At 57.7% G+C, this 19,630-nt stretch carries 26 protein-coding genes; 17 read left to right on the top strand and 9 right to left on the bottom strand.

Translation table 11 applies throughout. The features are described from left to right. The first annotated feature begins 12 nt into the window (after positions 1-12). From ACP90_RS27775 to ACP90_RS27705, 16 genes are all read left to right on the top strand, one after another. Positions 13-681, top strand: coding sequence for a cytochrome c biogenesis protein CcdA (locus ACP90_RS27775; RefSeq protein ID WP_062492242.1), 669 nt, complete (start codon positions 13-15; stop codon positions 679-681). Further along, positions 678-1,151: a hypothetical protein gene (locus ACP90_RS27770; RefSeq protein WP_145915867.1), complete on the top strand. Its 474-nt coding sequence runs from the start codon at positions 678-680 to the stop codon at positions 1,149-1,151. The genes ACP90_RS27775 and ACP90_RS27770 overlap by 4 nt, the downstream gene beginning before the upstream one ends. 134 nt (positions 1,152-1,285) lie before the next feature. After that, positions 1,286-2,767 (top strand): multicopper oxidase family protein, encoded by a 1,482-nt coding sequence (locus ACP90_RS27765; RefSeq protein WP_062492186.1) that lies wholly within the window; start codon positions 1,286-1,288, stop codon positions 2,765-2,767. After that, entirely contained in the window at positions 2,764-3,480 is a 717-nt protein-coding gene (locus ACP90_RS27760; RefSeq protein WP_062492184.1) for a c-type cytochrome, read from the top strand. The genes ACP90_RS27765 and ACP90_RS27760 overlap by 4 nt, the downstream gene beginning before the upstream one ends. A 218-nt stretch (positions 3,481-3,698) precedes the next feature. Next, a complete protein-coding gene (locus ACP90_RS27755) occupies positions 3,699-4,427 on the top strand; it encodes a hypothetical protein (RefSeq protein WP_286145779.1) in 729 nt (242 codons plus the stop codon). Between the two features lie 11 nt (positions 4,428-4,438). After that, the gene (locus ACP90_RS27750) at positions 4,439-4,924 is read left to right on the top strand and encodes a DUF411 domain-containing protein (protein WP_062492238.1); all 486 of its coding nucleotides are present in this window, start codon (positions 4,439-4,441) and stop codon (positions 4,922-4,924) included. Between the two features lie 132 nt (positions 4,925-5,056). After that, on the top strand, positions 5,057-5,542 hold the full coding sequence (locus ACP90_RS27745) for a cytochrome c (protein ID WP_062492182.1): 486 nt from the start codon (positions 5,057-5,059) through the stop codon (positions 5,540-5,542). Beyond that, the gene (locus tag ACP90_RS27740) at positions 5,539-6,144 is read left to right on the top strand and encodes a DsbE family thiol:disulfide interchange protein (RefSeq protein ID WP_062492180.1); all 606 of its coding nucleotides are present in this window, start codon (positions 5,539-5,541) and stop codon (positions 6,142-6,144) included. Before ACP90_RS27745 ends, ACP90_RS27740 begins: the two co-directional genes overlap by 4 nt. Further along, complete coding sequence (locus ACP90_RS27735; RefSeq protein WP_062492179.1) at positions 6,141-6,749, top strand: TlpA disulfide reductase family protein; 609 nt, start codon at positions 6,141-6,143, stop codon at positions 6,747-6,749. The genes ACP90_RS27740 and ACP90_RS27735 overlap by 4 nt, the downstream gene beginning before the upstream one ends. Positions 6,750-6,762: 13 nt before the next feature. Continuing rightward, positions 6,763-7,188, top strand: coding sequence for a hypothetical protein (locus tag ACP90_RS28125; protein WP_082809970.1), 426 nt, complete (start codon positions 6,763-6,765; stop codon positions 7,186-7,188). Next, positions 7,181-7,420 carry a hypothetical protein gene (locus tag ACP90_RS28360; RefSeq protein ID WP_088665278.1) on the top strand — a complete coding sequence of 80 codons (240 nt, stop codon included), beginning with the start codon at positions 7,181-7,183 and terminating at the stop codon, positions 7,418-7,420. Before ACP90_RS28125 ends, ACP90_RS28360 begins: the two co-directional genes overlap by 8 nt. A 45-nt stretch (positions 7,421-7,465) precedes the next feature. Beyond that, entirely contained in the window at positions 7,466-8,032 is a 567-nt protein-coding gene (locus ACP90_RS27725) for an SCO family protein (protein ID WP_158514231.1), read from the top strand. A 78-nt stretch (positions 8,033-8,110) separates the two neighbouring features. Continuing rightward, entirely contained in the window at positions 8,111-8,560 is a 450-nt protein-coding gene (locus tag ACP90_RS27720; protein ID WP_062492177.1) for a copper chaperone PCu(A)C, read from the top strand. Further along, positions 8,557-9,183, top strand: coding sequence for a hypothetical protein (locus tag ACP90_RS27715; protein WP_062492176.1), 627 nt, complete (start codon positions 8,557-8,559; stop codon positions 9,181-9,183). Before ACP90_RS27720 ends, ACP90_RS27715 begins: the two co-directional genes overlap by 4 nt. Positions 9,184-9,200: 17 nt before the next feature. Continuing rightward, positions 9,201-9,932: a DsbA family protein gene (locus ACP90_RS27710; protein WP_082809969.1), complete on the top strand. Its 732-nt coding sequence runs from the start codon at positions 9,201-9,203 to the stop codon at positions 9,930-9,932. Positions 9,933-9,959: 27 nt separating this feature from the next. Next, complete coding sequence (locus tag ACP90_RS27705) at positions 9,960-10,700, top strand: cytochrome c biogenesis protein CcdA (protein ID WP_062492175.1); 741 nt, start codon at positions 9,960-9,962, stop codon at positions 10,698-10,700. Between the two features lie 453 nt (positions 10,701-11,153). Here ACP90_RS27705 and ACP90_RS27700 read toward each other — a convergent pair whose 3' ends face one another. Genes ACP90_RS27700 through ACP90_RS27690 form a run of 3 tightly spaced genes read right to left on the bottom strand, consistent with a single transcriptional unit; the run spans position 11,154 to position 13,492 of the window. Further along, the gene (locus ACP90_RS27700) at positions 11,154-12,704 is read right to left on the bottom strand and encodes an IS66 family transposase (protein ID WP_062488578.1); all 1,551 of its coding nucleotides are present in this window, start codon (positions 12,702-12,704) and stop codon (positions 11,154-11,156) included. 54 nt (positions 12,705-12,758) lie between these two features. Next, positions 12,759-13,112 (bottom strand): IS66 family insertion sequence element accessory protein TnpB, encoded by a 354-nt coding sequence (gene tnpB / locus ACP90_RS27695; protein ID WP_023001579.1) that lies wholly within the window; start codon positions 13,110-13,112, stop codon positions 12,759-12,761. Then, entirely contained in the window at positions 13,109-13,492 is a 384-nt protein-coding gene (locus tag ACP90_RS27690; RefSeq protein ID WP_023014559.1) for a transposase, read from the bottom strand. Before ACP90_RS27690 ends, tnpB begins: the two co-directional genes overlap by 4 nt. Before the next feature lie 233 nt (positions 13,493-13,725). On the opposite strand from ACP90_RS27690, the gene ACP90_RS27685 reads away from it, so the two are divergent. Further along, entirely contained in the window at positions 13,726-14,106 is a 381-nt protein-coding gene (locus tag ACP90_RS27685; protein WP_062492173.1) for a cytochrome c biogenesis protein CcdA, read from the top strand. A gap of 342 nt (positions 14,107-14,448) precedes the next feature. On the opposite strand, the gene ACP90_RS27680 is transcribed toward ACP90_RS27685, so the two are convergent. The 6 genes from ACP90_RS27680 to ACP90_RS27655 all read right to left on the bottom strand — a co-directional run bounded on the left by ACP90_RS27680 (position 14,449) and on the right by ACP90_RS27655 (position 19,385). Beyond that, positions 14,449-14,775: a YnfA family protein gene (locus tag ACP90_RS27680; RefSeq protein ID WP_062492171.1), complete on the bottom strand. Its 327-nt coding sequence runs from the start codon at positions 14,773-14,775 to the stop codon at positions 14,449-14,451. A 49-nt stretch (positions 14,776-14,824) separates the two neighbouring features. Continuing rightward, positions 14,825-15,403, bottom strand: a complete 579-nt coding sequence (locus ACP90_RS27675; protein WP_062492169.1) for a recombinase family protein — start codon at positions 15,401-15,403, stop codon at positions 14,825-14,827. A gap of 362 nt (positions 15,404-15,765) precedes the next feature. Beyond that, positions 15,766-17,196, bottom strand: a complete 1,431-nt coding sequence (locus ACP90_RS27670; protein ID WP_062492166.1) for an HD domain-containing protein — start codon at positions 17,194-17,196, stop codon at positions 15,766-15,768. Positions 17,197-17,260: 64 nt separating this feature from the next. Then, complete coding sequence (locus ACP90_RS27665; protein WP_062492164.1) at positions 17,261-17,845, bottom strand: AAA family ATPase; 585 nt, start codon at positions 17,843-17,845, stop codon at positions 17,261-17,263. Beyond that, positions 17,842-18,426, bottom strand: a complete 585-nt coding sequence (locus ACP90_RS27660; RefSeq protein ID WP_062492232.1) for a 3'-5' exonuclease — start codon at positions 18,424-18,426, stop codon at positions 17,842-17,844. Before ACP90_RS27660 ends, ACP90_RS27665 begins: the two co-directional genes overlap by 4 nt. Beyond that, on the bottom strand, positions 18,423-19,385 hold the full coding sequence (locus tag ACP90_RS27655) for a radical SAM protein (protein WP_088665295.1): 963 nt from the start codon (positions 19,383-19,385) through the stop codon (positions 18,423-18,425). The genes ACP90_RS27660 and ACP90_RS27655 overlap by 4 nt, the downstream gene beginning before the upstream one ends. Positions 19,386-19,630: the final 245 nt, after the last annotated feature.

The raw sequence follows: 19,630 nt of genomic DNA, 5'->3' as shown, positions 1-19,630 counted from the left end.
TTGGAAACCGCGTTGGACCTGACCTTTCAAACATTCAGTCTGGCATTTGGTCTTGGACTGCTGGGTTTTATCGAACCCTGCACGATCGGTGCGCACCTCATATTCGTAAACCGGCAATTACAAAATCCGTCTGAATATCGACTGGTGGCAGTAAGTACCTTCATTCTTGCACGCGTTATCGTCATGGCCGGCTTTGGCGGGGCTATTGTCATGTTGGGCCAAATGTTGATCGGGGTTCAGACCGGCTTCTGGCTGGTGTTTGGGGCCCTTTACCTGGCCCTGGGTCTGTTCATGATTGCAGGCTTTGGCCGGATTTTGCGCCGAAAGTTCGAGGTCGCTCCGGAGCGCTGGCGAATTGCCGGAAATCCACTCCTGCAGGGGCTCGCCTTTGGTTTGAACATTCCTGCATGTGCGGCGCCGATCCTATTCGCTCTTATAGGAACAGTGGCACTTACCGGTTCCCCTGTCTCTGGCGTAGTGCTGATGGGTACTTTCGCACTGGCCCTGTCTTTGCCGCTTCTGCCGCTGACCGTTTGGCCACGCTCTGCGGGTTTTCTTTCCCGGATGGCGGACTGGTTGAGGGCACGGCGCTGGATTCTCGGCCTAGTATTCCTCCTGCTTGGCATTTGGTCGATATGGTTCGGCCTTTTTGTCGATCCTGCGGACTGGAGCGGAAGGTGACGCCGCGCCGAAGATCCTGGCATGTTGTCGGTACCTTCCCGGCCATCCTTCTTTACGGCCACTCGGTTCAAGTGCGGTCTTCAACAAAACGTAAGTCGACAGGTTTCGCATTTTCCGGTAATGAGCGTCATATGACGAGGTATGTCCGAATCTTCATGATCGTGCTGCTCGCTGCTTTCGCGGCGGGAACCGTGGCGCATGCCGCGGGTTCAGCCAAAATGACCATGAAGATGGCTTTTGTCTTAGGCGACGGGACGGACATTGGCGATTGCAAGGATTGCCTGGACGACAAGAACGCTGCGCAACAGTGCGATAACGTATGTATCTCGCCGATCCTGGCAGTAGAGCCCCTGGGACAATTCAACATACATGGATCACAGACGACTGCCGAAAGTCCGGTTCTGCAAAGCGTGACCGGACGCACTGGTCTGCCAGAACCCTATCCTCCCCGATCAATCTTCCTGAGCTGACGCCGCGCGGACTTAATTTCCGGCTAGCGGCGCCCGAAGTCATGTGCGGTAAAACCGACTGCCCATGATCTCGATATGCTTTGCGCAGAGTGCGCGTTGCTATTCAAGCACCCTCTCAGGATGGTTGGAACGTCATGGCCATGTATCTGCCGACGCTGACGCGTCGGACATTCCTCACACGCACCGCAGCTTTCTCGGCTGGTGCGGTGCTTCCGGTTCTTGGACTACGAAATGCCCAGGCGGCCTCCATTAGGGAGTTCCGGCTGAAGGCATCACCGGGACGGACGCAACTCGTTCCGGATACTTATGGAAACACGCCGGTCTGGGCCTACAACGGCACAGTGCCCGGCCCGGCAATTCGTGTCCGTCAAGGCGATCGCATTCATGTCGTGATCGACAACGGCCTTGAGGAAGAGACCACCGTCCACTGGCACGGTGTGCGCACGCCGAACGCCATGGACGGCGTGCCGCATCTGACGCAGACGCCGATCGCTCCCGGTGAGACCTTCACCTACGAGTTCGACGCCGTCGATGCCGGTACCTACTGGTATCACCCTCACTTAAACAGCACGGTGCAGGTGGGGCGCGGTCTCTACGGCCCGCTGATCATCGAGGAATCCGAGCCGGTTCGCGTCGACCGAGAACTGATCTGGGTTCTCGACGATTGGCGACTCACCGGGGACGCAGCGATCAGCGACGATTTCGGCAACCCCCATGACTTGATGCATAACGGACGTATCGGCAACACGGTCACCGTCAACGGCCGTGTTCCGGAGAGCATTGCGGTCCGTGCTGGAGAGCGCATCCGGCTGCGCCTGATCAATGCTGCCAATGCCCGGATCTTTGGCCTCGACTTTGCAAACCTCGAGCCGGTTGTGATCGCCCTCGACGGGCAACCCGTGACGCCGCACCCACCGGCGAACGGGCTCGTCACGCTCGGTCCAGCCATGCGCGTGGACTTGATCCTCGACATGACCGGCCGGCCAGGCAATCGGGTCTCTGTGGTGGACCGGTTCTATAAGGGACAGGAGTACCGGTTGGTCGATCTCGCATATGCGGAAATGGCGTTCAGGAATACTGCTCCTGACTGGCCTCTTGAACTTCAAGACAATCCGCTTGCCGAGCCGGACCTGGGCGACGCGATCTGGCACGAGGTCACGTTCAACGGCGGCATGATGGGCCAGATGATCATGGCCGAGATGGGCGGCAGCATGGGGGAGGAAGGCTCCGGCGGTATGATGAGCAACATGATGAACATGATGCATGGCCAGGGCATCTGGTTCATCAACGGCAAGGCCGCCACCGGCCACATAATGGATCCTCTGCTGACGCTTCCGCACGGCCGCACTTGCGTCCTGGCAATGACAAACGCGACAGCGTGGCATCACCCCATCCACCTGCACGGCCACTCCTTCCGCGTCCTGTCACGGAACGGCCTGCCTACAGCGCATCGTGAGTGGCAAGACACTGTGCTGATGGCACCGCGCGAGAAGGTCGAGATCGCCTTTGTCGCCGACAATCCGGGCGACTGGATGTTCCACTGTCACATCCTTGAACACCAGGCCGCCGGCATGATGGGGGTGATCCGCGTTTCCGGAAAGGAGGAGGGAATATGAGCCGGATGGTCATCTGCCTGGCCGTATTGGCCGGCCTTTCGGTAACTTCCACCGCACTTGCTGACGGGGACGCACGACGTGGTGCGCAGATCTATCGCGCCTGCGTCGCCTGTCATGCCCTCGAACCCGGGCTGCATCTCAGTGGCCCGAGCCTCGACAGCTTCCTGGGCCGTACGGCGGGTACGGCGGAGGGGTTTGTTCGTTATTCAAGCGGGCTAAAGGACGCCGGTATCTTCTGGAACGCGGCTACGCTCGACGGTTGGCTGAAAGACCCGGCGGATATGATCCCTGGTACCTACATGACCTTCCGAGGGATCGACGATCCTCAGGCGCGCACCGATCTGCTCGCCTTTCTCGCTATCGCCGGCCAGCCCGGCGGTGGCAAAAAGGTCGTTGATGAAGGACTTATGCCCGCTGGTTGGTTGCGGGCCGGGGCGCCGGAGCCGATCGGCGAGCCATCGCCGGAGACGCATGTCACGGCAATCCGCCATTGTGGCGACAGCTACTTCATCACCACCGGCGACGGGCGGGAAACGCCCTACTGGGAGAAGAACATCCGGCTCAAGATCGACAGCGCCGAGACCGGCCCGCCGGTCGGCCTGCCTGTGATCCTTGGTGCTGGCATGGGCGGTGACCGTTTCTCGGTGATCTTCCGGAGCCTTGCCGATCTCCAACAATTTGTCACGGAAAGCTGCGAGGCACGCCGAACATGAAAGATATCGACATGAGAGTAATGACCCAAAGTTCCTACCGCCTTTCGAGGCGCGCTTTTCTCGGTGCTTTGCTAGTGGGGACTGGCCTCATAAACCTGCCTTTGGGCGTTCGCAACGCGTTTGCAGCAACCCGTCTGTCAATTGCATTCGATGGCGATGCTTTGATCCTGGCCGGTAAGACTCTTTCCCGCAGCGACGACTCCGGCGGCTGGAGGGAGATGCCCGCACCGGCGGCGAACGGCATCTTGTCGCTCGCAACGCACCCGGGCCGGCCTGGCCGGATCGCGGCGGGGCTCGCGGGTGGCGGCTTCGCTATTTCCGAGGATGGCGCGCGCACTTGGGAGACGAGAAGCACTGGTCTACCCGACGCCCCGGTATCAGCAGTCACCATTGCGGTGGGAGAGCCAAATACGATCTACGCGGCCATTCGCGGCGACGGTCTTTGGAAGAGCGAAGATGCCGGTGGCTCTTGGGCCCTCGCGATGGACCGACCGTGGCTGGCGGACGCAGAGCACGATCTGACGGCATTGGCCTCGGTCGATCTAGCAACGGGCATGGGCGGTATCTGGATCTATGCCGGAACCGAACTTGGTCTCACGCGCGTGCCCGACTGCTTCTGCCGCTGGCAGGAGGTTCAGCCGGGCGATGCGATGGACGCGCTTGCATCGGGGAAACCGGCTCCGTCGGAAGCGCCCCTTCCCGAAGGTGGGACAATCAACGGATTGGTCAGCGCGGCATCCCAACCCGCTCGCCTTTACGCCGCGCTGCCTTCGGGCATCTGGAGATCTCAGGACGCCGGAGTCGTGTGGTCGCAAATATCGGGCACGGCCTCGCTCGCCCTCGCCGTTCACCCCACCAATGCCGATCATGTCGTCGCCATCAGAAGCGATGGCCTTGTCGAAAGCCGCGATGGCGGCGCGAACTGGACCGCGCTCGCAGGCGCATAATGGAGAATGTCATGAACAAGATAAAAAATGCCGCAGTCGTCGTTGCCGTGTTCGCCGCTGCGGGTATCGCCTACTGGTCGTTGGGGTCAACCGACGCTCCCCTTCAAAGTGTTGCCGCCGCCACTTCGGGGTCCAAGGAGATCACCATCTGGCGTGATCCGGGATGTGGGTGTTGCGATGCCTACGCGGACTATCTGGAAGGCAATGGCTATGTAGTGACGCGCGTCGACGACCGGAATTTTGACAAACGCTCCATCGAAGCCGGGGTACCTGAAAAGGGTCTTGGATGCCATTTGGCCGAGATCGACGGTTATATCGTGAGCGGGCTCGTGCCGGCCGAGATCATCGAACGGCTTGTCACTGAGCGGCCGCATATCACCGGGATCACCTTGCCCGGCATGCCCGCCAACGCTCCCGGCATGGCTCCATCCAAGACCGATACGTTGAAGACCTACGCGTTTGGTGAGGGCGGTGTCTCCGTCTATGCCGATGAATGAGTTCATGAGTGAAGCAATAGATGGTGCCAAAATCGGTCTGATGATAGCCGGGGGCCTTTTTGTGACGATTCTGGTCTTCGGCGCCGTGGTCTTCGTGTTCTACACGTTCGTGAAACACTTGAGGGGGCCGCGATGAGGCGCAAGCTGTTTTTCGTCTCCGCTATCGTCGTTTCCGTTCTGTCAGCCATCGGCGCATTCGCGCAACAAGAGGAAGCGAAAGAGAAAGAGCAAACGGTGACCTTCCTTGGTCAGCATGTGACGAGCGAGAAGATTGCCCTGGGTCAGAGAGTCTACGGCGAATACTGCGCTTCCTGCCATGGTGCCAGCCTCGAGGGCCAGCCGGACTGGAAGCGCCGGCTGGAAAACGGTCGCATGCCAGCGCCGCCGCACGACGAGACTGGCCACACATGGCATCACTCGGACCAAGATCTGTTCGACATCACAAAGCTCGGCGTTGGCGGTGTCGTTGCGGGCTATGAGAGCGACATGCCCGCTTTCGGAGACAGCCTGAGCGACAATGAGATCACCGCCGCACTCGCATTCATCAAGAGCACCTGGCCTGAACGCCAGCGGGACGTGCAGGCTCGCATTTCAGCCAAGGACGGGGGTGCTTCATGAGCCATGCCAATGAATATGCCATTGTCTCTACGCGCCGCCGCAATTTTCTGGCGTTTCTGCCTCTGGCTGGAGCGGTCCTGCTAGGCGTGGTGCTCGCCTGGGGCTTGACCCGCGATCCGAGTATTCTCCCGTCCACACTTATCGGTAAGTCCGTGCCTGCGTTTGAGCTGCCGCCGGTCAAGGGGCGGACACTCGGATTGTCGAGCACCGATCTCAAAGGCGAAGTCTCGCTGGTCAATGTCTTCGCCTCCTGGTGCGTTGCTTGCCGCGCGGAGCACCCTCTGTTCATGAAGCTTGCTGCACAAGGCGCCGTTCCGCTGCACGGCCTTAACTATAAAGACCAGCCGGATGACGCGGCGCAATGGCTGGACAGCCTTGGCGATCCTTACACGCGTACGGGGGCCGACATCAGCGGACGCGTGGCGATTGATTGGGGTGTATACGGCGTACCTGAAACGTTCGTCATCAGCGCGGACGGACGCGTCACCTACAAGCATATCGGACCCGTGAATGAGAAGGTGCTTACCCGCACCATCCTGCCGCTCGTTGAAGAGCTGCGCCGTCAGACTAAAGGCGACAACGCCCTGGGTGACGGCCAATGAAGAAGCTCCTGCAGGGACAGCGCGCGATCGTATTTCTGGCGGTAGGCACGCTCGCACTGACCGTGATCGCGATCGTTGGCGTGACCTATTTCAGCGGAGGCACGCCAATACGTGCGCCTCAAGGTGGAGGACAGGCTGAGACGGCCTCCTTCCGCTCTTTTGGAATGCATGAGGCGCCGCGGCCACTCCCCGAAATCAAGTTTGAGGATGGGAATGGTCATGCTCTCACGCTGCACAATTTGAAAGGCAAGACCGTGTTGCTCAACATCTGGGCGACGTGGTGCGTGCCCTGCCGCGAGGAAATGCCGACTCTCGACGCGCTTGAAGCGGAACTTGGCGGCCCGGCATTCGAAGTTGTGGCACTTTCGGTCGATCGGGCTGGACCGGACGTTGTTCGGAACTTCTATGCAGAGATAGGCATTGAGCATCTTGGCCTCTACATCGATGCCACCATGCGGGCCTCGTTCAACCTCCAGGCGCCGGGACTGCCGACGACGCTTCTCATCGACAGCGAGGGCCGAGAACAGGGAAGACTTGTCGGTTCAGCCGACTGGGACACTCCAGAAATGATCGCATTCCTCAATACCCATATGAAGTTAAATTGAAAGGGAACCCGCCATGACCGATACACAACAGTCACAATCTCGAAACGGCTCTCTCAGCCGCGACCTGCTTTATGCGCTTCGCTATTACTTCGGAAACCGACGCGCTCTACTCGTTCTCGCCGGACTGGTGATTGGGACGGGGCTGGCGCTGAACTGGAGTTGGTTGGCTGCTGTCGGCATCGCACCAATCCTGATCAGCCTTTTACCCTGCTTGGCAATGTGTGCGCTCGGCCTGTGCATGAACCGGTCAGGCAGTAAGTCCTGCTCGACCGCAGAGAGCAATGCGGGCCCTACCGAGATCGAGGAAGCAGGGCCAGTCACGAAGGCCATAGCAATCGACACGACTCCTGACAGCATAGCCCCTAAGATTGACGACGCCCGCGTTCATGCAGGCCACGAACCGCAGCCCTCCAACGAAAGGAGACCAAACGATGCGTAAATCGATCAAAGCGTTCGCTATTGTTTCTTCAGTTTTCGCAGGGCTTGCGGTTGCACCCGTGCTCTACACCCATGCCTCAGAGGCGTCCCGCGACACCCTGAAAGGCTCCGGCACAATGGAAGGCTGCAACAGGATGATGCAGTCCATGAGCCATGACGACCCTGAACGGCCCAACGAGCAGTGGCGCGAGAAATCGCTCGACCGCAAAGGCCTCCCAGAAACGAATGGGTGAGCATGTTATCGGCCACACACGGGCGGATGCTTTCGAGGTAGACAGATGACATCAACCAAAACAAGGCAGCTCGAACGCATCCGCATCAGCCTATGGATCCTCGTGGCCGCTGCTGTGCTGGCGCTCAGTGGCGTCTATTTCGTCCGGACCATTTGGGTTCGCGAGCCATCTCCGCCGATCACCGTCGGCGAAGCTGCAATTCGCTCCGATTTTTCGTTGATCGACCACAACGGCAATCGCGTAACAGAGGCCGACTTCCTGGGGCGCTGGCAACTCGTGTTCTTCGGATTTACCTATTGCCCGGATGTTTGCCCTACCACGCTTGCCTATCTGGGGAACGTGCTGGATCGGCTTGGCGGCGAGGTCGAGCACGTTGCTCCGATCTTCATCACGGTCGATCCGTCCCGGGACACGCCGCAGGTGATGGCGGAATATGTCCAGGCCTTTCACCCCAAGCTGGTCGGACTGACCGGATCGGAGGCCGAGGTTGCCGCGGCTGCCCAATCCTTCCGCGTCTATTACGAAAAAAATGGAAGAGGAGACGGCTCCGGACGGATACCTGATGGCACACTCCGGGCACATCTATCTGATGACTCCGGACGGCCGCTTTGAGGATGTCTTCCGCGAAGGTGATCAGTCCGCAGAAGAGATGGCCGCCCATGTCCTTGCAACAATGACCGGGAAACAACTATGAGAAAACTGATTGCAATAGTCGTGATAACTTTGGCCGTCGCATCGCCGGCACTCGCCGGTGAGAGTGTTCGCGTCCTCGATGCGTGGGCGCGGGCGTCCATCCTCGCATCCCGTCCCGGCGCCGCCTATGTCACGATCGAGAGCACTTCGGACGACAGGTTGATTGGAGCGAGCACGCCTGTGGCCGCTCAGGTCATGATTCATGCAGTCGAGAAGGACGGTGACGTAAGCCGCATGGACCACATCGAAACGCTTGAGTTGCAGGCGGGTAAGCGGATCACGCTCGCGCCCGGTGGCATGCACCTGATGCTGATGGGACTGCAACACAAACTCAGTAAGGGTACGACATTCCCCATGACGCTCAGCTTCGAAAAAGCCGGAGAGATCACCGTCCAGGTTTCGGTGCTTGCAATAGCGGCTGAAGGCCCGCGGGAGGCAGCAGAATGAAGCGTTTCCTGGGCCTCGCCGTCCTGCTGAGCGCCCATCCGGCATTTGCCCACCATCCCGGCGAACGCATTGACGAGGTGATGACCGAAAAGGAGCCGGCTTTCGAGGTGACAGATCGCCCTTCCATGCCCGAACTCAATCTCGAAGAACCGGGTGGCAATGTCCTGCACTTCGATGATCTCTCTGATCAGGTCATCGTGCTTAGCTTTGTGCCAACGGACTGTGGCGGCCCATGCGCCGAACAGCAGGCTGATCTCGCTGGCGTGCAAGGACAAGTGAACGTTTCGCCGATGAAGGAAATGGTCACGTTCGTAACCGTTCACGACTCGGACTCGTCAATCGAGGTTACGTGGGATGAGGCGAACTGGAAACTTGTCATCCCGTCCGGGGAGGAGACAACCGCCGCTGCTGCGGATCGTTTCGCCGCGCTAAGTAGCCAAGGTCAGGATATGCCGATGGTGCATGTTATCGACCGAAACGGACGACATGCCGGGATATTCCATGGCGTTGACTTTCAGAGGGCAAACGTGACGCTCTACATCAACCAGCTCATCAACAATGCGTATGCGCCAAAACCGCCAACCGAAAAAGGGTGGTGGGAACGGCTGACAGGCTGGCTCTGAATGGTGGAAGAAGAGAAATGACGCAGTTTTCGAGACCCACGGGGCGCCGCTTCGGCTTGATCCTCCTTCCGATGTTGCTGATCATCGCGGCAGGAGCCTGGTATCAGCTCGATCCTGGGTTCCAGACAGGCCGGCAACTCGCGACCGCGTCGGAGAACTTGCCGCAGGAAGCGTTCGAGCGGCGAGTGCGCAACTATCTTGTCGCTAACCCCGAAGTTATCGTCCAGGCCATGCAGAACCTTGAACGGAAGCAACGGGAGGCAGAACAGACGGAGGCTCAGGCGGCCCTTACCGCAAACAGTGACGAACTGCTCAACAGCCCCGAAAGTCCGGTTGGCGGCAATCCGCAAGGCGATGTGACCATTGTCGAATTCTTCGACTATAACTGCCCCTATTGTCGGCAAGTCGCATCCGCAATTGTGGCGGCCGAAGAAGGCGATTCCCAATTGCGGATCGTCTACAAGGAGTTTCCCATTCTGGGCCCGGACTCCGTGTTCGCGGCGAAGGCAGCACTCGCGGCGTACAGGCAGAACCTCTACCCTCAGTTCCACAAGGCGATGATGCAGGTGTCAGGCTCGGCCAACGAAGCGCAGGTCATTACTGTCGCCAAAGAGATAGGCCTCGATGTCGAACAACTCCGGACCGACATGCAGGATTCTGCGATCGACGAGGAGATCCTGCGTGGTGCTACCGACTTGCAAACCATGCAGCGATTGATCGACCAAGCCCGGAAGGAAATAAATCGATGAAGCCGGAGTCTCTGAAAGTTTGTCCAAATGCCTGAACTTTCCAATATCGGTATCTTCAGCGCGTTCGTGGCCGGCATTATTTCGTTCCTTTCGCCTTGTGTGCTGCCGCTGGTGCCGGGATATGTTTCTTACGTCGCCGGCCGGTCGACCTTCGCTTCACCGTCAGGTGAGATAGCTGTCGCCCGAAGCACAACGCTCGCTCTCAGCCTCTGCTTTGTGCTTGGCTTCACCACGGTCTTCGTGATCCTCGGTGCCAGCGCCTCGGCGCTTGGCCAGTTGTTGCTCAGCTACCGGTTCGAGTTGAACATCATTGGGGGCGGGATCGTCACGCTGTTCGGGCTGTTCATGCTCGGAACGATCCGCCCGGCGTGGATGATGCGCGAGGCACGCTTCCATCTCGATCTACCTGGCGGACGGACCGTCTCGGCCTATGTCCTCGGTTTGGCCTTCGCTTTTGGCTGGACACCCTGCATCGGTCCGATACTTGGTGCCATCCTGACAGTTGGCGCCGCGTCGACGACGCTTGCCGACGGTATCGCTCTGCTCACAATCTATTCGCTCGGTCTTGGCGTGCCATTCCTGCTTGCAGCGCTGTTCACCGATACGCTGGCCGCCAGGTTGAAGGCGTTCGGGCGCATTGGAAAAGGCCTGCGGATTGTAGCGGCAGTGGTAATGATCGTGATGGGAATTGCCATGATGACGGGTTATCTGTCCGCTTTCGCCTTCTGGCTTCTGGCCACCTTTCCCATTCTGTCATCTATCGGTTGAGTTTAACCACGATATAGTTGGAGAAGTTGCTTCGTGCCCTCAATCGTCACTGCCTCGAAAGCCGGATGTTCTTCGCCGGTCAGGTCGAAATACGCGGCAATATGGATGCAAGAGGCGATCCTGTTTCCGTAGGCGTACCGGATCCGCTGCTGCGCCCTGTCCATGTTGACTGGTCCGTGATGTCGAAGCACATGCATTCGGCCATGTAGGGTGGGTGGCGTGTAGCGATCAAGGCCGACGACCAGATAATTTTAGCTCAAGCGGCGCGTGACGGCCGCGCCGAGATATCCGCTCGAACCGGTGACCAGAACGACCGGTTTTTGCTCTTAGTTCAAGATTGAATTCCAAAATCAGTCCTGCGTCATTTGCGCAGATATTTAATCAGGGCGGCGATGAGGAGGATCAGGGAAACTACGATCAGTATCGTAAGCGCCGTCTGCGGCCCACCGGGTTTCATCTTGACGGGGTGAAGTTCCACGGCAGGAGTTCGTCGATCCTGCTTTTCGGATGACCGCCAGCAATGGCTTCGAGGGTGGCCTTGAGATAGGCGAAGGGTTCGACGTTGTTGATTTTCGCGGTCTCGATGAGCGATGCGATGCGGCCCCAGGTGCGGCCGCCCTCGTCATGGCCGGCGAACAATGCATTTTTCCTGTTCAATGCAATTGGCCGGATCAAATTCTCGACACTGTTGCTATCAATCTCGACACGGCCGTCGTGGAGGAAGGTCTGCAAACCGTCCCAGTGACGATGGATGTAGGCAAGCTTCTCGCCGAGACGGGACTTGGCGGAGACCCGGCGGCGTTGCTCTTGCAGCCATTCGCCAAAGGCGGCGACCAGAGGCGCGGTGCGGGCCTGCCGGGCCGAGAGCCGCTGCCCGGGCGCCGTTCCGCGGATATCGGCCTCGACCCTGTAGAAGTCGGCGATCCGGCGCAAGCCTTCGGCGGCGATCTCGGAGCCGTCTCTATCGAACACCTCCTTCAGTTTCCGCCGTGCGTGCGCCCAGCAATGGGCCACGCGGATCGGATCGCCACCCTTGCGGGACGGGCGCGTCAGGCAGTTGTAGCCCTGGTAGCCGTCGAGTTGCAGGACCCCGTCGAAGCCACGAAGGATTTTCTCCGCGTTCTCTCCGCGGCGGTCAGGCGCATAGAAGAAGACCACGCCGGGTGGATCGTCCCCGCCCCAGGCCCGGTCGTCTCGGGCCAAGGCCCATAGATATCCGGTTTTCGTCTTGCCGCGGCCCGGATCCAGCACCGGCGCCGTGGTCTCGTCCATGAACAGCTTGGTCGACACCTTCAGATGCTCGGCCAGCCGGTCGAACACCGGGGCGAGGTGGAACGCGGCGGTGCCGACCCAATCCGCCAGCGTGCTGCGATGGATATCGATGCCCGACCGGGCAAGGATCTGGCTCTGCCGGTGCAAGGGCAAATGGTCTGCGTACTTGGCAACCAGAACATGCGCAATGGCGCCTTCCGTCGGCAGACCGCCTTCGATGAGATGCGCCGGTGCCGGCATCTGGGTGACGCCGTCGGTACAGGCGCGGCAGGCGTATTTGGGGCGGACGGTGACGATCACGCGCAGCTGTGCGGGCACGATGTCGAGCCGCTCCGTGCGATCCTCGCCAATCTTGTGCATCTCACCACAGCCGCAGGGACATTGCAGGTTGTCGGGCTCGATCACACGCTCGATGCGCGGTAGGTCCTTCGGCAGGTTGCCCCGGTTGCGACGGGCCGGACGGCGGGTTTTGCCCTCGGAAGGGATCTGCGTGTCCTGGCTTTCCTCAACCTCGGCGATGGCAGTCTCGAGGTCTTCGAAAGCCAATTGCCGTTCATCTTCGCTGAGTTTCTCCGACCTTTTGCCGTGAACCGCGTGGTTCAACTCCGCGACCAGGTGCTCCAGGCGCCTGTTGATCTCCTTGAGCGCATCCCTTTCGCGCAAGAGCGCGGCGACAGCATCACGCTGGTCGGCGGGGATCGCGGAAAGGTCGATGGCGACAGTGGAAGGCATGGGCCGAGAATAGCCCGAGGCGGCTGCGGATGCCCGCCATTTCCGGCACCTGATTCATTCTGCCGCAGCCGGAGAACGAGCCTCCAATGCCTTCACCTTGCGCCAGTCCAGGCCCGAGAACAGTGCCTCGAACTGAGCATGGTTCAGCGACATCATACCATCCCGAACGGCGGGCCAGGTGAAGGTCGTATCTTCCAGCCGCTTGTAAGCCATGACCAGGCCGGTGCCGTCAAAATACAGGAGCTTCAAGCGGTCGGCTCGCCTGGACCGGAACACAAAAACCGTGCCGGTGAACGGGTCCTTGCGCAAAACGGACTGGACCAGGGCGCTTAGCCCATCATGTCCTTTTCTGAAGTCGACTGGCTTTGTCGCCACCAGGATACGCACCCGGTTCGAGGGGAAAATCATGATCCACGCCCAAGGGCGCACACGATATCGGCAATCCTGTCCGGGCTCACGGAAGCGTCCAGCCGGATTGTGGTTCCGCCGTGAATGATCTCCACCGCGGCCAGCGGCTTCGCATCCTCTTCAATGGACACAGGGGGCGGTTCCAGAACGGCCGGTACAAACTCGGCTCCCGGAAGATCCGGCACCACAAGTTTGCCCTCCCGTGCCAAACGCCGCCATGCCGAGAGATGGTTGGGCTTCATGCCGACACGCCGGGCGACCTCGTTCACTGTCACCCCGGGAAGATAGGTCTCCGCGACAAGCTGCCCCTTCACTTCATTGGGCCAACGGCGCATTCCCGTGTCGCGCGGCAAAATCTCATAACCGCATACGGACTCCATATGGAGCTCTCTATGGACTCCCAAACCCGCCTCCATTCCCAAATCAACAATGGGTATGGATTCCTGCATCACGACGGAAGTGAATAGGTGGGGGACAGCCGCCGCTTACTCAGTATCCACACCACCCCCATTCCGATCATCATTCCGCCGCCCATGCCTTCACCCATCATCATTCAGTCGCCTTCCAGAATCGCTTAACTGACCCATCTTTCTATAATGTCTGAGCGCAATATTTGTTCCCGCCTCCTTCGACGAGTTGGCGAACCATCTCGGCGTATGCCCTCGGTCTGGCCTTCGCTTTTGGCTGGACACCGTGCATCGGTCCGATCCTTGATGCCATCCTGACAGTTGGCGCCGCGTCGACGATGCTTGCCGACGGTATCGCCCTCTTCACGATCTATTCGCTCACTCTCGGCGTGCCGTTCCTGCCTGCAGCCCTGTTCACCGACACGCTGGCCGCCAGGTTGAAGGCGTTTGGGCGCATTGGAAAAGGCCTGCGGATTGTAGCGGCAGTGGTAATGATCGTGATGGGAATTGCCATGATGACGGGTTATCTGTCCGCTTTCGCCTTCTGGCTTCTGGCCACCTTTCCCATTCTGTCGTCTATCGGTTGAGTTTAACCACGATATAGTTGGAGAAACTATGACTTGACCTTCCTGTTGCTGGATGGCTCAGGCTTGATCATCAAAGAAGGAAGCAACGGCAATGACAAAAAGCGTCGATCTGTTGGAGAAAGAACTCCTGCACGTGTTCAGGTATGCCTGTCGACGAGACCGGATGGACATCGCAGAATTCATACTCGCTGCCTTGGAGAAACTGGATGACGAAAGAAAGTTATCTTCTCATGGCAATCGTCCATTGAACGATGCCTATCGTGATCTGATAGGGACTTGCATCGCCGGTAGGCCATGACTTTCGCGATCCGGTGAGTTTTCCTGTCCGCATCCTACTCGTGGCTATGTGGCCCGCGGGCCTAAAAAAATGATTGTCGCGCCAATCATGCAAACCGTTGCGCCAGTAATGTCCCAGCGGTCAGGATGGACGCCCTCGGCCAGCCAGAGCCATATGATAGAACTCGCAATGTAGATACCTCCATAGGCCGCATAGGCACGACCTGCGGCCGCGCTATCTACCAACGTGAGCAAATATGCAAACAGGCTCAACGCGGCGAGACCCGGAACGATCCACCAGATTGACTTGTCGAGCCGCAGCCAAGCCCAAAATGCAAAACATCCTGCTATTTCAAAAACGGCTGCGCCGACATATGCCGCGAAAGTTTGCATTCTTGGTTTCCCTCGTTTCGAAGAATGGAAATCCGATCCTGCTTCTTGCTCAACGGATTTCGTCACGCACCCGCATGATTGTTTGACGGCTGGTACCAAATGCTCGGGCTATAGCGGAAATGCTTTTGCCGGAATTCAGGGCAAACCGCACATCTTGCTTTTGGCTGTCTGTCAGGCTTGGCCGCCGACCCAGAACTTTCCCTTCGGACTTGGCACGTCTTAGGCCTGACTGCGTTCGCTCGATTAGCAAATCTCGCTCGAACTGGGCAACGGCATTGAGCACGTTCATGGTCATCGTGCCGGCGGAACTCGTGAGGTCGACCCCGCCGAGTGCAAGACAATAGACCCGTACTCCTTCGTCGGCCAATGCCTTTACTGTTGAACTGACGTCTATCGCATCCCGGCCCAGGCGATCGAGTTTCGTCACGATGAGAATGTCGCCCGGCTCTAAACGGTCCACCAGCCGAGAGAATTCCGGACGCTGCGTTATCGGCACACTGCCGGAAATAGTCTCGGTAACAATCCGGCGGTCTTCGACGTGGAACCCCGCCGCCCGGATTTCTTCTATCTGGTTTTGCGTCGTCTGTCCGGTCGTTGACACGCGGGTATAGGCAAAGGTGCGTGACATAGCGTCATTCCTGTCCGAAAAGGCTGTTCAAATTATTTGCCTGTCCAGAATGCTGTCAAGGTAATTTGTGGACAGGGAGTTTTGCGCCTGTACGCAATCGGACGTTTTCGGACAGGAAACCTGTCAGGTTCAAGCTGCACTAGTGCAGGATGGGCATACTCGCTGTTCAATACCGATTGGAATTGACCAACCGATCAAAAAAATTCCATAATTACTATTATGCGAAATGTTATAACGTTACATTCAACGTCGCGCATTCTTTTAAATGAAGACATCGCCTACAGAGCCTGAAACACGCCTGCTGACCGATCAAAGTATTTCTCGGGAGGAACTTGTCAGCGGTTCAACAGCCGAGCCTGGCTTTACAAGTTTTTCAGCTCTGCCTCGATCAACTCCCTAATTGCTCTCTTCAAGTTATCCACTTTCGGGGACTTTTTATCGTCATAGTAAATGCGATGGATGTTGAAAGATGCGGCGCTTGCGACGACAGGAGAGATGGAGGCAATATCTAAGATCTTGCCTCCGACGCTCACATTGATCTGCTGGGGATGGCCGCCGACGACACCTCTCGTCTTATAGATTGGCCGATTATACGTGTCGTAATAGCAGCTATCGCTCCAGATTGAGGAATCTGCCTGCAGCTTCTCGGCAACAGCCTTACAGATTCCTTCGATCAGCTGAACGCGTGATAGTGCAGTCAGTTTGCTGGTTCCGACGCGTGCGGCAAGTGCTTCGTCGGCTACCTTCCAGATATCGACCATTGGCAAAATCCGGCGGTCCGAGAGTCGCGTCGCGACGTCGCTGACAGAAGGATCAGTCGCTTCGCGCAATAGATGGAGGGATCCCCAAAAGAGCGTATCGTCGAGAAGGTGCGCGTGGTCGAGATTGTCCGGCTCACGAAAAAATCGAATAAATGGGTGGTTCTCCGAAAGACCTGTGGCTGTCACCTCATTTGAGTCGATCAGCTGAAAAACCTTGCTCAAGAGCTGGGCGAACATGAACTCCAGACCCCTTGTCTTCTTGTGCAGATAGATGGTTGGATAGAGCTGGAACAACGTGACTGTGAACTGTTCGAGCGAGATATAGGCCTTGCTATCGACATAGAGAAATTGAGCATCACCGTTCTGACCTGGCTTAAAATTCCGTAAGAGCCAATCAAGGTCGATTCCTCCAGAGGACACACCGGCGAAGTAGGCGTCCCTTTTCGCGTAATCGAGCCTGTCGGCGTCAAGCTGACTTGAAACGATGGACGTATAGACGCAGTTTTCATCCTTCTTCTTAATGATGTCACGGACCATGCCGGGAAATTCAGAACCACCAAACTTAGTTAGCGCCGTGCCGATCGAAGAGTCGGTGATAATCTTTCGGCTAACAGACTCATGATCGACGGCAGCTTCGAAGCTCTCCGCGCGTTCGCCTTCGAGCGAGTTGCGCGCCAGAAAGAATTCCATGGCCTTCTCGAAGGCGTGGCTAAACATGCCGTGGCCGACGTCATGCAGCAACGCGGCTGCCAGGCAAGCTTCGGCCTTGGGCGACCATTTCCCGTCAGCCCCTTCGGGCTCTATAACCATCAGCATTCGTTTTGCAATTTTGTAAACGCCAAGTGAATGTGAGAAGCGAGAGTGAGCGGCCGAGGGAAAGACGTAATCGGAAAAGCCGAGTTGCTTGACACGACGCAGGCGCTGGAAGAACGGATCAGAGAGCAAGTTTTTGAGCTCATTTTCGCGTTCTCCATAAAAATCGATAAACCCGTGGATCGGATCCTTGATAACCTTGTTCAAAATTTCCGGCATTTTCCCCCCAACATGATATTTCCGGAATTGTAGTAACCAACTGCATTAGGCGAACATGCCACGCCTATTCTGCCAAGCGCGTGCGGATGCTTTTGAGAACTTGATCCAAGACTTCATTGGTATTCGTGGAGGTCAGGATGAGAGATTCGAAAGCCGCCTCGTCGGCGATCGCGCGGATCTTGTTAGCGGCTGCGACCCGAAACTCCTGATTTCCATCCCGTCCTTCACCAAGTCCAATTGCAGGATCGAGTTCTGTCATGACAAGCAGATCATAGTCACCCGCATGAGCAAGAGCGATCGAGCGAAGTTCGTTGAGCTGACGATCAGGTAGAGACCGGTCCGAAATTTCGAGGGCGGCATAAAGATAGCCTAACGCGTCAAAAACAGGACGATCGACAAGAACGACCTCGCAGTGCAAGGCAGCTTCAGCTTCCTGCCTCATGCCCTCCGCCATGATCCATAGTGTGCTTTCGAAATTGTGCTGGGTTAGGATCGGAAAGCCGCGGTCCCGTGCCGCCGTAGCGAGGTCATCTACCCGACCGATGGTTACCCCTTCGGTCGATAGGCGAGCGTCCAGTTGCTCCAGGAAAGTTGACTTTCCGGTCGAATGTGTGCCGGCTATTCCGATTTTAACTTTCCTCGCGCTCACAAAAAGCTCTCCTGCGATTTGAAAAGTATATCGGCTTCCCGTACACGGAGATCACGATCGGCGCGATCGAGCGGCCCTAGAAGTTCAACGAACAACAAGGCCGTCAGCGCAACGTCAAATTGAGCGGAATGGTGTTTCAAGCCTGTTTGCCGCTTTGCCTCGGTCGTCAACTTGAGAGCGGCGCCGAGGTTTTCCAAACTGTATGAGGAAAGGCCCGGGCGGAGGGAACGCGCGAGCTTCAAAGTATCGATTGCAGCGGATGGCTGCCATCCTGGAATCGATCGGCTTATAGCATCAAGCTCTACCCGGACGTTGTGACCGACGATCACACATCCGTCAGTCCATGTGACGACGTCGTCAGCAATGTCGTCGATACTCGGCGCACCGGCTACGACATCGTCGGAGAGGCCGTGAATCCTAGTCACGACCGCGGCGATTGGCTGCTCAGGCTTGATCAGCCAGTGAAATTCTCGGCCGGTGGGACGGAGTTCAACGAGTTCCAGCAACGCGATCTCGACAATCTCTGGAGGGGTAGCTCCGTTGCCTTCCACGTCGACGACCCAGGTCTTTTCCCAAATCATTCCCATCCGATCTCCGCACGCCCATGCCGATGCTGCCTATGCGGCTGCGCCCGGTCGTGGACTTGGAAATTTAATGTATGCTGCATGAAGTAGCGTTGCGCTTCGGTGCTGCCACTGACTACGATCCGACGATCAGAAATCTCGATTCCATTTAGGTCCGCCAGCGAGACGCTACGAGCGAGGCTTCGAACAGCCTCAGTGTCAGGTTTATGGTGATGCTTACTGCAGATCTCACGTTGGCCCTCGGGACAGATGCTACAAATTTCGCTGATGCCGAAATGACCATTAAAATCTGGTGTCCCGTGGGCGAAGGCGACCCCGCATGACGTTTTGCGGAAGATCGGGCGCCCTTCGAAATGGGCCAAAATTCGACTTTCGGTATCACGTGGTAAAATCTTTCGTCGGGCCAAATCCGTGTAAAGGTCAGGCACCCCGGCTTCTCGAAAATAGGCCTGGATTTCTTTCCGGTAAAAGAGGCCCGTGAAAACCGTCGCATCCGCTAACTCCGAAAGCCGGCGTGCAGACGCGAAGTGGTCGATCGTATCATTTAGACCCGAGATAATCGGGCGCCAGTAGAGGATCTTCTTCACACGAGACGCCGATTTAGCCAGCACTTCCAAGCTTCCTGCGGCTATCGCCGACGGTACTGGCTCCACACGTTCGTCATGGATCCCTGACCAGGTGACCAAGATCGTCAGTTGCAGGTTCTTGAGAGCTTCAAGACGCTCAACGTCTGATCGATCAATTCGCCATCGGGTGATAACCAGGACTGGATTGCTGAGCCCTCGCCTATCCAGAGCTTCGAGGGTCTTGAAAAGATGCGTCTTCACACCAGGCAGGAAGGGGTCCGTAGCTCGGTTGAAAATCTGAATCGGAGTCGTGTGAGCACGAAACGCCCAATGGCCGATGAGTTCCTGCACGGCGATTTCGTCATCGACGATGAGGTGGGGTCGCTTCATCGAAAAATTCTCGAACAAGTGGCGTACGCAGTAGCCACAATCCAGAGGACACCCGACGATGTGATTGAGACTTAAGCCCGACTTTCGATAGTCAATGAAATTCCGAAGGCTTCGAGGTAGATCATCCGGCGCAGGGCGCACGGACTTCAAATTTAAGAATTCTGCTTTTGTCACGTGTACCTCCCAAACCCACAGTCGGACAGTGAACTGCAACACAGGAAAACACAAGTTAGCCGCGAGGAAAC

Source organism: Labrenzia sp. CP4 (assembly GCF_001579905.1).
Lineage (GTDB): Bacteria > Pseudomonadota > Alphaproteobacteria > Rhizobiales > Stappiaceae > Roseibium > Roseibium algicola.
This window is presented reverse-complemented; position numbering and strand designations above follow the sequence as displayed.